Raw genomic sequence first — 13,490 nt, forward strand, 5'->3', positions numbered from 1 at the left:
TATCCCTATCAAGTCCTTTGACATAAACCGCTTCGCCGGGTAAAGTCGTCTTATGAATCAATACCTTATTGAGGGTGGGTTTCCCATTAGCGGGACCATCCGGGCCAGCGGTAATAAAAACGCTGCCCTGCCCTGTATCGCAGCCGCCCTCCTTTCCGGTGAGCCGGTCATACTCCGGAATATTCCCGATATTGAAGATGTCCAGGTGATGCTTTCCATATATCGTTCTTTTGGGGGGACCGTTGAACCTCTAGGACCCAATGCCTATCGCATGAGCCTGGGTGATATAAAAAACTCCGAGGTGCCCCTGGAGTATGCCCGGAAGATACGGGCTTCTATCCTCTTTGCAGGGCCGCTTTTGGCAAGGACCGGCAAGGTGGTGCTGCCCCCGCCCGGGGGGGATATCATAGGCCGTAGACGGCTGGATACCCACTTCCTGGTGCTCACCGAGTTGGGGGCCCAGGTGAAAATTGACAGTGCCTTTAACTTCAGTGCTTCGAAACTTATGGGGGCGGATATTTTCCTGGATGAAGCTTCGGTAACCGCTACTGAAAATGCCGTGATGGCGGCGGTGCTGGCCCGGGGGGAGACTATCCTGACCAATGCCGCCAGTGAGCCCCATGTTCAGGATCTGTGCCGTATGCTCAGCGCCATGGGTGCAAAAATCGACGGGATTGGTTCCAATATCCTCAGAATACGGGGGGTAACAAAATTATCGGGTTGCGATTTTGAGATAGGGGCGGACTTTATGGAAGTGGGGTCCTTTATCGGCCTTGCTGCGGCCACCGGGGGGGAACTTTTCATCGAAGGACCCAGCTTCAGGGACCTGCGGCCGGCGAAGATAGCCTTTGGGAAGCTGGGCATAGTCTGGGAGCATGAGGGTTCCACCCTGCATGTACCGAAAGACCAGGCCCTGGAGGTGAACTGCGATTTGGGGGGGATGATACCCAAGATCGATGACGCCCCCTGGCCGGGCTTTCCACCGGACCTGACCAGTATTATTACTGTGGTGGCCACCCAGGTTAAGGGCACCGTGCTGGTTCACGAAAAGATGTTTGAGTCCCGGATGTTTTTTGTGGATAAGCTCATCGGTATGGGGGCGCGGATTGTACTTTGTGATCCCCATCGGGCGGTTATCTCCGGCCCTACCAAGCTTTCTGGATCAGAACTGCAAAGCCCGGATGTACGGGCCGGTATGGCCATGGTCATTGCTGCCATGTGTGCCGAGGGTAAGAGCATTATCCGCAATGTTTACCAGATTGAGCGGGGTTATGAACACCTGGTGGCCCGGCTTTCATCACTGGGGGCCCGGATCAAGGCCAGCGAAGACTGAACCGGCTTATTTCCAGGGCGGCAGGAGGCTGGTGCCGTCTATCCGTCGGGGCGCTCCTATCCTGATGGTCCGGGGTGTGGTGGTTTTTTGTTTCGGCGCTGGTATCCCGGTGACATAAGCGGCTTCTGCTTCTCCATCGGCATCCCCGGCATTATAGGTCAGGAGAAAATTGCCGGAATAGGTTTTTAATTCCGGGTTATAATCCGGCGCTTGCCCTTCACGTAACAGGGCATAGCGGATATGTTTGCCGCTATCCCCGGGGGTAAAGCCGCCGGCAGGAAGGGTGCTGAAAACCCCCTCGCCGGGGAGCAGCCATTTAATTTTTTCATTTCCCGAATAGGGATGAAACGCGAGGTCTTCGAATTCGTTGTTATATCCATAGAGTCCCAGGGGGGCGGTTTTATCTGCCACCTGTAGATAATTTGCCGTGAGCCAGGCCCGGAGCAGCTTCTCCCAGGAATCCAAATCTTTGTCTATTAGTTCTTTTGCTGCGCGGACCACCGCAGCGGTTCCCGGACTGTTATCATCGGGAGACGTTGCATCAAGATATTCGCATATTTTTTTGTAAATTCTGAACCCCTTGGGGTCATCTTCTGTGGGAGGGGTCTGGATACGGAGCCATTGAAAAAACAGGTAGGCTGTGGAATAATCCGCCAAATCGGTACTCTCCCAATAAAAAAAGTTGTTTCCCTCCGCAATAGTTCCCTGGGGATCCTCGTTATAAAACCAAATCGAATCATCAAGGTATTCTTCTAGATAGATATACTCCGCAGCGGTGGAGAGTCCCTCGTTCAGCCAGAGAGGGGTTCCGCGGGTTTTCTGCCGGTACTCGGCGGAGTACCGCAACAGGTGCTGCAATTCATGGGCTATGGTGGCGTTAAAGGGCTGCGTCCCCGGGAAACCTGGGGAGATATCCATGTAGATGATCTCCCCCTTGTTGGAGTTAGTTGAGTTTCCCATATCGGTGGCATAAAAGTATCCTGCAATATAGGAATCCGTCCCTGGGGGGATGCCGTCAATTATATCCAGTAATATGATAATAAGCTTATTATTCTGATCAATATCCAGAGGTTCGCCGAACGCCTCGGTTACCCTGGGGTAGATTTTTTCGCTATACTCCTGCGCAACTTCTTGGATCCGCTGTTTCATGTATGGGGAAATTTGCCTGGCCCAGGAGTTTTCCCCGTAGATGATGCACCGGTCATTCTCCGCGAGGTGCAGACCATACATAGTATAGGCGCTTTTTGTTTCAAAGTTATGGGCGATAAAGGCCCGGTCATAATACCAGGGGTCTCCCGGATTTTCTATTAAAGGGCTGGGATTAAAAACATTACAGGAACCTGCTGCGGCCAATATGATAAAAAGAAGCAGGGTCCTTCCCCACTTTGAACTATTCCTCAAGAATAACCCCTTTCTATGGTTGTTATGGAAGCTCCTGCTAGGCTTCTTTTATCATTATAAACATTTTTTTCCCATTATCCATGTTGGGAAGCTAAAAATATCAGAGTTAGGATAAAAAAGATCAGTGAAACGACGATAAAAAGGGTAATCGCCATGGAAAATCCTAGAGAAAGGAGCAGCCAAAGCTCCAGAACCCTGGAAATAGCCCGGGCAAGATGCACTACCCCGTTCAGTACCAGGGGAATAATGGCCAGCATGGGTATCCCCAGGTATTTGGGCCGGGCTTTTGCCCGAAACCGCCATCCTATGATGATTGACAGGATGGTTAGGGGCAGCAGAAGCACTGGCTCGGAAATACGCCGGATAATTTCCATCTGGAATACCTGGGGTATGTACCCGTAGTTCCCAAAATCCCGGCTCATGGCCATGAGATCCGCCATGTTCAGGCTGTCTACCCGGCGCCGAGCCTTAGAAAGTCTGAGAAAGTGCTCGTAGGTGGTATCCAGGGCGATCTGGGCATCCCCCAGGTCGGAGTACCCCGGTCCGGTCCAGACCGGCTCCCAGCGGACATTCTCATTATACCGGTCCAGGGTTCGGAGCAGAATAACCAGTCGGGGTTTTCCCCGCACCGACATGGGGATGAATTTGGCGTAGGCCGCTTCCATTTCGTAAAGGGGACGGTTATTTCCATCAAAGGCCGCAAGCTCTACCCCTATGGCGTAGGAATAGTCCCGGAAAGTGCTGAGGGAGTTGGTCCGCAGTACCACCCGGCCGCCTGGGGTTCCATCCCTGGAACTGCCCCCGGCAGTCTGGGCGGTGGGTACCAGGGGCAGGGAGAAAACCGCCCCGGTAAGATTTTCCCCAATCCCCGCTTCGATCTCGTCAATAAAGAAGGCTACCCCGGCGGTTCCCTGTTCGCTCAAGGCAAGGAATTTTGCCACATCCGGATCATCCGGGGTCTGTTCCGCCAATTCCCGGAAAATATAATAGGCCCTGATCCATTCCTCGGAAACCATGGCTTCATATCCGTCCCGTTTCAGACGGTACAGGGCGTAGATCCGGTTTTCCTGGGCGCTTGGCTCCAGGGAAGAAACAGCGTTCCAGGCAAGGCTCGCGGTGCGGGCGGCTTCCTGGGCTTCCATGCTTCCCGGTTTAGTCAACTGGGATGCCAGGGTAGCCAGCCAGTGGGCGTCATAATACCGTTTTTCCTGCAATGCAGCTTTGGACAGGCTCAGGGCTTCCGTGGCGTCCTGTACTGCCCTTTTCTGGTCACCCATGATGGGGTTTGCCGCCCTGGTACTTTGCGTACCATGCCGGGAATCCCCCAGGCCAATTCCGGAAGACCAGGCGGTTTCTACCCCGATGGATATCCGTATCCGCAGTTGCTCCATTTCCGGACTCTGGGGCCAGATATTTTCACAGACCTTGAGGAACTGGGACGCCTCTTCCCATTCCCCTTGCGCACTATGCAGCTCTGTCCGGGATTTTGCCATGGTAAACAGCTCACCTTCAAAGTGCATATTGGACTGGCTTTCCTCCGCCAGGGGGAGGGCAATAAAGAACAGGAGACCGTAGACGGCGGTGGCGATAATGGCGGCTAAGATGGCGCTTCGTAACTTTTCCAGGAATCTGGGGGAGAACCGGGTATAGGCTTCGTCCATGTCGATTTTAAACCCGAAGGGAATAACCAGAGCGGACATGACCAGGGCGGGAAAAAGGGCAATATAGTCCAGTATCCCCCGGCTGAGCCGCCAGTCAGCAAAGAAACACCCCAGGGGCGCCGGTTCGCCGGGGAAAATAAACCGGAAACCCATGATGACCAGAAAAGAAATCACCATATAGAGGACAAAAACACCGGCGGGCGAAGAAATTTGCTCCCTGGTTATCTTGATCATTGCCGGACCTCCCGGCGCCGTTTCTTCCGCGAATTCCGGAGAATGCGGCCCTTGGGTTTCCCCTGGCTCCGGACAAAGCTCACCAACAGGGTATAAATAAGGACGATAATCCCAATTCCGGTAAAAATAACGGGACTTATAAAAAACGCTTCAATCCGGTTATCAAAAAACTTCAGGATAAATTCTTGAATGGCCGAGGCATCGATGAAGGTTTGAAAAGCCAGGATGCCCCGGAATACCAGGGCGCCGGAAAAGAGGTTTGCCAGGGGCCAGGAACTTAGATCCAGGACGAAACGGAGGGATATGAGCAGGAAGATGAGGGCAGCGCCGTAAAGGGCAAAAGGGAAAAGCCCCTGTTTTAGTCTGGACGAGAACTGTTTCGCCACCAGGGTGGAATCGACCAGGATGCCGCTCATCAGGTAGGAATTCTCGTTTCTGAAAGGCGCCGGGGGTAGGGCCAGGATGGTATTATTGGGACCCGAGGGTACTTCCTGGTATATCAGGGGGCGCCCGGGGATGGATACCACCCGTGAGCTGCCGCTTTTACCGGGATCCCCTAGAACCACCATAACCGTGTCTCCCTGGGACAGGATCAGCCCCGGAGCGCCCATGGTTTTGGCCGGCGCCCCGGGGCGACTGGGGGGAAACAGGCCGCCGGGGCCTATGCCGGTGCTTTCCAGGGTGTCCAGACCCAGGGAAAGGCCTAAGGTTATTCCGCCGGCCAAGATAAAGAGGCCGATCAGGGTTACGCCCAGGGGAATATCCCGCCGGACGGTGTAACTGAGGGTCATCAGGATAATAATATAGAGCAATAGGGGAAATATGTTCCGGAGTGTGGCAATAAATTCAGCCAGTTTTACCGGGGGACCTGCGGGTATGGTCCTGGCGGCGTCCGCCGAAAGTTGGAGGTAATTCAGGACTCCCGCCACGGCAAAGACGATGATAAAGCAGAGGCTGAAAAAAAGCACCAACCGGGCTATATTTTTCATTACTCAAGCCTAGCATGGTAAAACCGTGAATGCAAGCAACAGGGGAAGCTTCCTGTGCAGGAACCGAAAATTACTTTGTTCCTGCACGACTTATGCACAACGTAATACTTGATGTTTTTGCACTGCTTTTTCCGGGCTTATGGTTTTTTTCGCTATTTTTAACAAGTAAAAACATTATATACAGTAAATAAAGACTATAATTTATTATAATATAATGAATTATAAATCAGGCTTAAAAGGAGGGCTGTATAGAAAATATCAGAATGTATAAAAACAGATACACGGCAGCCTCTTTTCCCAAGGTATCAACGCTTTATCCACAGGGCTTTAACAGGGTTTTTCAACCACCCTAATTCATTCAGAAGTGGAGCCGGGCAGGGCCTTCATTTTTTCTTTTAATTCCAGGAGCATCATATCCGCGCTGGTATCTGACTTTTCCAGCTCCGCAAACTTCTTTTCCAGGTCATTGTCGGCGGAAAAATCGTCCAGTTCCTTGGCGGCATCAGCCTGGGCTTCCATCTGGTCTACCTTCTGGGCCATACGGTCAAAGGCATCAAAGGCGGTCCGGTTGCCGGAGACGCTGGAAATGGTGTTCTGTATCTTCTGCTGGGCTTCCGCCCGTTTTGCCCGAGCTACCAGGAGATTCTTCTTTCGCGAAGCCTCTTCAATCTTATTTTGCAATTCACGGAGGGATTCCTTGAGCTTGTCCACCGAAGCTTTCTGGGCTTCCCACTGTTTGCGGTACTCGGCGCTGCTGTTTGTGTATTCCTGCTGACGGAGCAGGGCCTCTCTGGCCAGGTCGTCCTTGCCCGCCCGTACCGCCAGCATGGCCTTTTTCTCCCAGTCCTGGGCTTGGGCTTCCTGGTTTGCCGTTTCCCGCTCAAGCTTTTTTTCGTCCGCTATGGCCATGGCCACCGCTTTTTTAGATTCGATAAGCTGGGTATTCATATCGATCAACAGCTGGTTGAGCATTTTTTCCGGGTTTTCGGCTTTATTGATTATATCATTCACATTTGAAGAGATAAGGGTTTTTAATCTTGAAAAAATTCCCATGTATATGACCTCCCGGCTGGCTTGCCGTAAAAATTATCGGTATTTACTTAAAATTGGATAGTGCTGAATCAGGGCCAGGCTAAAGGCGTCCAGGGAAGCCCGGAATTCGGTAAAATCCATGGTATCGTATTCTAAAGTATCAATTAAAACTATCTTATCGCCCTCCAGGGCATAGGCGCCATGCACCAGATCATTGGAATTCAATTCTAGGAGCTTGGTGAACAGTTCCAGTTGGTTTCTTTTCGGGGTGTCCATGACAACTGCCCGCAGGATCACCAGGGGTTCGCTCAGGGCTACCGCTACACCCTGCAGAGCATGTTCTTCATCATCAATCAGCCAGACATTAGTGTCCGCTTCCTGATACGAAAGCATTAGATCAATAAGGTATTGTTCTACTTTATTTTCCGCCATGCCAGACCCTCCGGAAAAGAATCATAAACCGAGCTTATCCAAGGAACACTTGTCCGGAATTGTCGATTGCCAGGATGGTTTTACATTCGGAACACCGGAAGCGGCCGGGTTTGAGGGCCTTAAGTTTTTTGGAACAGATGGGGCACGAAAAGACCTTGGGGAAAAGGGAAAGCTGTTCCCCGGTTGTGCCGCTTCGGAAAAAGTTTACCGAATCATCCAGATTGTCTTTGATATTGAAAAACTGGGAAAATCCCAGCAATTGGAATACCTCATATACCTTTGGCTGGATTTCCAGAAGCACCAGGTCACCCCCTCGGGGTTTAACGGACTTCAGGAAGGCGGTAAAGGAGCCTATGCCGGTGGAAGAAACGTAGTTAAGTCCCCCGCATTGAAAGACCAGGCGTATAAAGCCTGACTCAATAGCTTTGGCTACCCGTTTTTGGAAATAATTGGAATTGTAGGTGTCAATATAACCGGAAAGATACAGAACAAGACAACCCTCTACTTCTGCAATCTTTTGCAGCTTTATCTTGAGGCTTTCATCTTTTTCGTCGTCAAACCCGGCAATAATCTCGTTATTAGTCATAACGCTCCCTTCGCCCAAAAATCAACCCTCCATCAGATGTCTATACGAACTTATTACTTTATAATATCGACAGATTATACTTCTTTCTATAATATAATCTCGTTTATGGTTTGTCAAATATACCTATTCGTATATTAAAATAATATCAACTCTAACATATTACAATACCAGTTCGTCGTCAACCTGTATAAAAGCCAGGAAGCGTACCCTGCCCAATATTGTTAAAATTGGATAAAATGAATCATGTATCTTTCAGATCTGGTGATTATCCTCTGCCGCCCCTCTGAATCCGGAAATGTGGGAGCGGTTTGCCGGGCTATGATGAACATGGGCCTGAGCCGGCTGCGCCTGGTTGCTCCGTTTCCTCTGGAAGATGAGGTAGTCCGAGCTCGGGCGGTCCACGCGGAACAGGTTTGGGAGGAGGCGGAGACCTTTGACACCCTTTCCGCCGCAGCGGCGGACCTGTCTCTGGTTATAGGCACTACCCGCCGCCGGGGCCGGCACCGCAAGTCCGTCACCCTGACTCCGGAGGAATGCGCTGCCTTCTTCCGGGGCCACCCTGGCCAGGCCGCCCTGGTTTTCGGCAACGAACGTACCGGCCTGGAGGCGGAGGAACTGAATTTTTGCAGCCTGGCCTCCCATATCCCGGCGAACGAAGCCTTCCCATCCCTGAATCTTTCCCATGCGGTCCAGCTTTACGCCTACCAGTTCTTCCGCCTACTTGCCCCTGCCCCGGGGACCGCCCCGGCTGAATTTGGCTCCGGCCTGGTGGATGCCGCTCCGCGAACCTTCCCCAGCCAAACCGTAAAGGGAACCTGGGTCCCCCTGGACCGAACCTCTGCGGATACCCTGGCCAAATCAATGACCAATACCCTGGCTAGCCTGGGTTTCTATAAACAGCCCGGCCGGGAGGATCAGGAGCGGCTCTTTCGGGATTTAATCGCCCGGGCCGGCCTGTCTGAGCGGGAAGGGCGGTATTTGGGGGAGATTTTTTCAAAGGCCCTGATGCTGGCGGGGAAGAAAGGGAACCCTAGTTCCGATTCTTCTTAAACAACCGGTAAATCACCAGCAGTATTTTATAGTAAAAATAGGGAAAAATTCTAAAAAACCGCAAAGGGTGCTGAAAACAGTAGCCTATCCACTCAAAGCCACCCTCAAAGATCCTCCGGGAAGGGCGCCGTTTCCGTTCCGCAAAAACATCAAAAATGTCGCTGCACCAGAGCCGGAGCCCGGGATTGAGTTGGCCGCTGTTTCGGGCGATCCACCGTTCTTCGCCGTGGACTCCCTTACCGATGAGCAACAGTGAAGGCGCTGCCTTGCGTATGGCTTCCAGTATGGAGGCCTCATCCTGGCGCCTGAAGTTTCCCACAAAGCGGCCTACTATCCGGAGATTCGGGAAGGTCTGGCGTATGTTCTTTTCAGCTTTTTTAAGGATCCGGGCTTTGGCACCTAAAAGGTAGACCGACAATTCCCGATTTTCCAGGACGGTCAGCAGGTTGATGATAAAATCAAAGGGCATATACCGGAATGGGGTTTTGCCGGTTAAAAAACGCGCTCCCCCAACCAGGCTTTTTGAGATGGGGACGATCAGGGACGCAGTCTCTACGAACGAACGGTACTCATTATTCCCCCTGGCTCGCAGGAGATCCCATAGGGACAGTAAGATGATGTTTTTGCCCTTAACGGTCCCCTTTTCCGCTGTGGGGAGCTTGCCGGCTGAAGCCGATGCTGGAAGATCCGCAAAGAGTAGCTTATAAACCGTAGGGGCTAAAGATTCCTGGGGCACTATATCCAGGGGGACCCTGAGCATATTGATCCGTTCTACCTGTCGGGGTATTTCAAGGTCCACGTTTTATTCTCCAAAAGAATGACCCGCACCGCCGCAGCTGCATACAGGGCGGCGGTTTCGGTTCTCAAAATAGTGTTTCCTATTACCAGGGGCTTAAACCCTGCAGCTAAAAACCGGCTTAGTTCATCAGGTGAAAATCCACCTTCCGGTCCCACCGCGAGGGCAACCAAATCGGGGTTTATACTAAGATAATCGTGAAAAGTATCCCGTGCAAGGGGTCCGACAGACCCCCGGGGTCCAGTGGACATCTGGGGGGTCTGGTGGAGGATGATCCCCAGGGGCCGCTCGCACTTTTTCCGCAGTTCCCCCCAATACTCCAGCAGGGCTTCCACAGTACAGGGCGCTTCGATTTCCGTAGCAATTGAGGAGCCGCTTTGCTGTCTGGCTTCCTTTATGATACGCCGCCACCGTTCCACCCGGCCCGCTTTATCCTGCTCGTCCTTTTCCACGAAGCCCCTGGGTACCGCATAATCGGAAATAAAGGGGCGGATTTCGTTAATGCCCCCCTCAGTGGCCTGACGTACAATGAGGTCCAATTTAGCCCCCTTGGGAAGTGCCTGGAACAGGATGATAGGGGGCAGGGCAGTTTCGTCAATGAGTTCCACAGGGAGACATTCCCCGGTAAGCACCCCGCCGGCCAAGGACTGCACCAACACCCGGACTTTCACCCCGGTGCTTTCGCGGGAAGTTCCGGCATCAGCTTCTGCCGAGGGATTCGCCCGGGGGGGCAGCAGGGCCTCGAAAACGGCCCCTTCTTTGAGCCGCCGGACCCGAACCAGGTAGTGGAAATCCTTACCCGAAAGCCGGACCACCCCTCCGGAATCCGGCGCTTCGTTCAGGATGAACTGTTTCATTGTTTTATGACGCCAGGGCGGTTTCCTCTACAGTGGCCTCGTTTTGCAGTTCCCTCAAGGTCTTGGTAGTTTGCATTAACTGGCCGAAGTTTCCATTTTGCAGAATATTCACCGCTTCCTGGAGCTGTACATCGTATTCCAGATCGTACACCGGGGCAATGGCGGTCCGGGTCTGCTCGTTCCAGATTAAGCGGCGGAGCAGGGTGAGATCAATCATGTATTCGGTGTTTAATTCCTTGGCAAAGGTGTCCACCCTGGCTGGGCTTGCATCGGGATTGGCCTCCACAAAGGCGGGGATTTTATTGTCTGTGATAAGGGCGCTTAACTTTTCCGCCTCATCGTTGGTGAATTCCGGGAACAGCACCTCCCGATCCGGGGGGATGCCGATTTTGTCAATGTTTACATCACTGGGGGTATAGTACCGGGCTGTCGTAATCCTGAACCCCGCCTTTTCCAGGGGGAAAACCTGCTGGACCGAGCCTTTGCCATAGGATTTTTCTCCCACCAGATAAGCTCGGCCCCGGTCTTTCAAGGCGCCTGCCACGATCTCCGATGCCGAGGCGGAACCCCGGTTGATCAGGACCACAATAGGAATATTCGAAGGAACCACGGCGCCCCGCCGGGCAGTAAATACGGCGTTTTCCGAAGAAATCCGGGACTTGGTGGATACCACCACCCCGCCCTCCAGGAAGAGATCGCTGATCCCTACCGCAGAATGGAGGAGCCCTCCATAGTTATTCCGCAGATCCAGGATAAAACTCGTATAGCCCTGATTTTTAAAATCCTCCAGGGCTTCCCTGGTCCGGTCTACGCTCATGGGGGTAAAGGTAAGAAGTTTGAGGTACCCTATCTTTTCGATCATGGCATGTTTCACCGTGGGAACTTCGATAATGGCCCTGGTGAGGGTCACCGGGAATACCAGCTTTTCCCCCCGGCGGATCAGGAGCCGCACATCCACCCCGGGGGCGCCCCGGAGACGGCTTAGCACTTCGTCCATGGTCAGGGCATCGGTGGATTCATCGTTTATCTCCACGATCAGATCTCCAGGGCTTATCCCCGCCCTGGCGCCCGGGGTGTCCTCAATGGGGGAGGCAACTTCCACATAGGCGGGCTTGCCATCGGGCCGGGCGCCTGTGGGTTTGGAAATATACAGCCCTACGCCGCCGAAATTCCCCTGGGTGGTATCGTTTAAATCGGACATAGCCGATTCGGGCAAAAAAGCTGTGTAGGGATCACCCAGGGCATTGAACATGCCGGTCATGGTGCCTTCGTAGAGGACTTTCGGATCCACCTCTTCCACATACCGCTTCTGAATAAAATCAAATACGCTTTGAATAATTGAGGTGTACTTTTTCGAGTCCTGTTCCTCCCCCTGAGCTGAGGCCCGGGGTACGGAGACAAAGATAAAAACGGCGCATAGGACCAGGGTCGCCACAAACCATAATACAGGTATCTTTTGCGGGTTTTTTTGCGGAACATTCTGTAAAGTTTCCCCGGATTGCAGTTCGGTGTTATAATCCATATTATCACATCCTTTTTATAAGCCTTTATACTTTTCGGCGTTTCCGGCTTAAAAACACGAATTTTAATTGTAGAGAACCAAAAAGCTTTGTCAATCCGCTACCGTAAATGTTTCAGCCCGCTCAGGATGAAGAGGCTGTTTGCGTTACATATTGCGGCAAACCGTTCAAAATCCGCCTTGGTTTCCGTATCCGAGCCTGAAAGGATCAGATCCTGGCCGTGACGGAGGTACCAGAGATAGTGCCGATCTTTGATTTGGAGCCGAACCTTATGAGCGGCGCTTTCAGTTTCCAGCTGTCGTTCCAGGAATTCCGCCAAGGCAACGTGGTTATCATCCCCTGCGAGGGAATAAATGGTCGTATCGGAAATAAAAACGACCACCCGGCGAAACCCTTCCCCAAGACAGGCATCGTTTCGAAACCCGTCAACAATGAGGTTCTGTTTTCCCAGGCTCAGATCGTAGCCCTGGAGACGGAGTTGTTTCCGAAGTTCCGTCAGCTCCGAGCGTATACGCTGGGTAACATCGGGATTGCGGGAAGCAGTTTGCAGTTCCGAGCGCCAAACCCTGAGCTGAATTTCGTAGGCGTCCATCTTCCCGGTTCTGCTTAAAAAAACAGTGGTTTCGGAAAGAAGTTTCCATACATCGGAAAATTTGTCCGAAAGTATATCAGTTAGCCGTGTTGTTTTCTTTTTTTCCATTCGATATCCTGATTCACCTTCCATCAACCTCTATAGTATACTAAAATATAAATAAAATGAGAATATTAGTCGTTTCGGATATACATGCCAATTTGGCTGCCCTTGAGGCGGTACTGGAAAAAACCCAGGGGGATCGGGACGAAATTGTCTGCCTGGGGGATCTGGTCGGCTACGGCCCGGACCCCCGGGAATGTATCGCCCGGGTAAAGGAAGTCTGCGCCCTTATTCTGGGGGGCAACCACGATTTAGCAGCCGGGGGAGCAATCGGGCTTGCCAATTTTGCGGATCATTCCCGGGCTGCTATAGAGTGGACCATCCCCCGATTGAGCCCTGAAGACCGGGAGTACCTTTCCAAACTTCCCCTGAAAACCGGCTACCGGGACCTGCTCCTATCCCACGGAAACCCCCGGGATCCCCTTTGGGGCTACATTTTTTCCCAATACGATGCGGAGACAGCCTTTAGCTTTATGGAAAGCAGCGCCGTTATCTGCTGTTTTTTTGGCCATACCCATGTGCCATCATTTTTTCTGGAAAGCCGGGAACAAGGTTCTTGTCTAGTCGGGTATGGTGAGCCGGACTTGATTATTGAAACTCACGGAACTTCCAGCGCAGCTTCCCGCGGTGAAAAGCCCCAGGGGGAGCTGCGCGAGGAAGGGCCACTCAGGGAGCTCCACCGGAATAACCGGGTTTTACTTAATCCGGGGAGCGTGGGGTTTCCGCGAAATGAGCCGGACGCATACAGTCCCCGTCGGGGCAGGTACGGCGCAGCCCGGTATGCTCTGTTCGATACCGAGTCGGGAATCTGGCAGTTCAAGCGCATTGAGTACGATATGCAGGATACTGCGAAGCGGATGAAACAGCAGGGACTGAGGTAGGGCAGGGGAGCCGGGGTGGGTCAC

At 52.6% G+C, this 13,490-nt stretch carries 13 protein-coding genes; 3 read left to right on the forward strand and 10 right to left on the reverse strand.

Going from position 1 to position 13,490, the window contains the following annotated elements:
* The first annotated feature begins 52 nt into the window (after positions 1-52).
* Positions 53-1,333 (forward strand): UDP-N-acetylglucosamine 1-carboxyvinyltransferase, encoded by a 1,281-nt coding sequence (murA, locus tag TREPR_RS00925; protein WP_015706388.1) that lies wholly within the window; start codon positions 53-55, stop codon positions 1,331-1,333.
* 6 nt (positions 1,334-1,339) lie between these two features.
* Here the strand turns inward: murA and TREPR_RS00930 are convergent, their stop codons facing one another.
* From TREPR_RS00930 to TREPR_RS00955, 6 genes are all read right to left on the reverse strand, one after another.
* Positions 1,340-2,734, reverse strand: a complete 1,395-nt coding sequence (locus TREPR_RS00930) for a neutral metalloprotease (protein ID WP_015706389.1) — start codon at positions 2,732-2,734, stop codon at positions 1,340-1,342.
* Between the two features lie 74 nt (positions 2,735-2,808).
* Positions 2,809-4,629: a hypothetical protein gene (locus TREPR_RS00935; RefSeq protein ID WP_015706390.1), complete on the reverse strand. Its 1,821-nt coding sequence runs from the start codon at positions 4,627-4,629 to the stop codon at positions 2,809-2,811.
* Positions 4,626-5,618 (reverse strand): hypothetical protein, encoded by a 993-nt coding sequence (locus TREPR_RS00940; protein WP_015706391.1) that lies wholly within the window; start codon positions 5,616-5,618, stop codon positions 4,626-4,628. Before TREPR_RS00940 ends, TREPR_RS00935 begins: the two co-directional genes overlap by 4 nt.
* Positions 5,619-5,972: 354 nt before the next feature.
* Positions 5,973-6,671, reverse strand: a complete 699-nt coding sequence (locus tag TREPR_RS00945; protein ID WP_015706392.1) for a PspA/IM30 family protein — start codon at positions 6,669-6,671, stop codon at positions 5,973-5,975.
* A 33-nt stretch (positions 6,672-6,704) separates the two neighbouring features.
* The gene (locus TREPR_RS00950; RefSeq protein WP_015706393.1) at positions 6,705-7,082 is read right to left on the reverse strand and encodes a type III secretion system chaperone family protein; all 378 of its coding nucleotides are present in this window, start codon (positions 7,080-7,082) and stop codon (positions 6,705-6,707) included.
* 34 nt (positions 7,083-7,116) lie between these two features.
* Positions 7,117-7,668, reverse strand: a complete 552-nt coding sequence (locus TREPR_RS00955) for an STAS domain-containing protein (protein ID WP_041610959.1) — start codon at positions 7,666-7,668, stop codon at positions 7,117-7,119.
* 243 nt (positions 7,669-7,911) lie between these two features.
* On the opposite strand from TREPR_RS00955, the gene TREPR_RS00960 reads away from it, so the two are divergent.
* The gene (locus tag TREPR_RS00960) at positions 7,912-8,718 is read left to right on the forward strand and encodes an RNA methyltransferase (protein WP_015706395.1); all 807 of its coding nucleotides are present in this window, start codon (positions 7,912-7,914) and stop codon (positions 8,716-8,718) included.
* Here the strand turns inward: TREPR_RS00960 and TREPR_RS00965 are convergent.
* The 4 genes from TREPR_RS00965 to TREPR_RS00980 form a co-directional block, all read right to left on the reverse strand.
* Positions 8,699-9,517, reverse strand: coding sequence for a WecB/TagA/CpsF family glycosyltransferase (locus TREPR_RS00965; RefSeq protein ID WP_015706396.1), 819 nt, complete (start codon positions 9,515-9,517; stop codon positions 8,699-8,701). The genes TREPR_RS00960 and TREPR_RS00965 overlap by 20 nt on opposite strands.
* Complete coding sequence (locus TREPR_RS00970; RefSeq protein ID WP_015706397.1) at positions 9,490-10,371, reverse strand: RsmE family RNA methyltransferase; 882 nt, start codon at positions 10,369-10,371, stop codon at positions 9,490-9,492. Before TREPR_RS00970 ends, TREPR_RS00965 begins: the two co-directional genes overlap by 28 nt.
* Positions 10,372-10,375: 4 nt before the next feature.
* Complete coding sequence (locus tag TREPR_RS00975) at positions 10,376-11,893, reverse strand: S41 family peptidase (RefSeq protein ID WP_015706398.1); 1,518 nt, start codon at positions 11,891-11,893, stop codon at positions 10,376-10,378.
* Between the two features lie 98 nt (positions 11,894-11,991).
* On the reverse strand, positions 11,992-12,591 hold the full coding sequence (locus tag TREPR_RS00980) for a hypothetical protein (RefSeq protein ID WP_015706399.1): 600 nt from the start codon (positions 12,589-12,591) through the stop codon (positions 11,992-11,994).
* 56 nt (positions 12,592-12,647) lie between these two features.
* Between TREPR_RS00980 and TREPR_RS00985 the strand changes: the two genes are divergently transcribed.
* Entirely contained in the window at positions 12,648-13,466 is an 819-nt protein-coding gene (locus tag TREPR_RS00985; RefSeq protein WP_015706400.1) for a metallophosphoesterase family protein, read from the forward strand.
* Positions 13,467-13,490: the final 24 nt, after the last annotated feature.

This window comes from Treponema primitia ZAS-2 (genome assembly GCF_000214375.1).
In the GTDB taxonomy this organism is placed as follows: domain Bacteria; phylum Spirochaetota; class Spirochaetia; order Treponematales; family Breznakiellaceae; genus Termitinema; species Termitinema primitia.

Bases quoted from the DNA above. Each gene is read 5' to 3' on its own strand.
- murA (WP_015706388.1), top strand. From the start codon at position 53: ATGAATCAATACCTTATTGAGGGTGGGTTTCCCATTAGCGGGACCATC.
- TREPR_RS00935 (WP_015706390.1), bottom strand. From the start codon at position 4,629: ATGATCAAGATAACCAGGGAGCAAATTTCTTCGCCCGCCGGTGTTTTT.
- TREPR_RS00940 (WP_015706391.1), bottom strand. From the start codon at position 5,618: ATGAAAAATATAGCCCGGTTGGTGCTTTTTTTCAGCCTCTGCTTTATC.
- TREPR_RS00945 (WP_015706392.1), bottom strand. From the start codon at position 6,671: ATGGGAATTTTTTCAAGATTAAAAACCCTTATCTCTTCAAATGTGAAT.
- TREPR_RS00950 (WP_015706393.1), bottom strand. From the start codon at position 7,082: ATGGCGGAAAATAAAGTAGAACAATACCTTATTGATCTAATGCTTTCG.
- TREPR_RS00955 (WP_041610959.1), bottom strand. From the start codon at position 7,668: ATGACTAATAACGAGATTATTGCCGGGTTTGACGACGAAAAAGATGAA.
- TREPR_RS00960 (WP_015706395.1), top strand. From the start codon at position 7,912: ATGTATCTTTCAGATCTGGTGATTATCCTCTGCCGCCCCTCTGAATCC.
- TREPR_RS00970 (WP_015706397.1), bottom strand. From the start codon at position 10,371: ATGAAACAGTTCATCCTGAACGAAGCGCCGGATTCCGGAGGGGTGGTC.
- TREPR_RS00975 (WP_015706398.1), bottom strand. From the start codon at position 11,893: ATGGATTATAACACCGAACTGCAATCCGGGGAAACTTTACAGAATGTT.
- TREPR_RS00980 (WP_015706399.1), bottom strand. From the start codon at position 12,591: ATGGAAAAAAAGAAAACAACACGGCTAACTGATATACTTTCGGACAAA.
- TREPR_RS00985 (WP_015706400.1), top strand. From the start codon at position 12,648: ATGAGAATATTAGTCGTTTCGGATATACATGCCAATTTGGCTGCCCTT.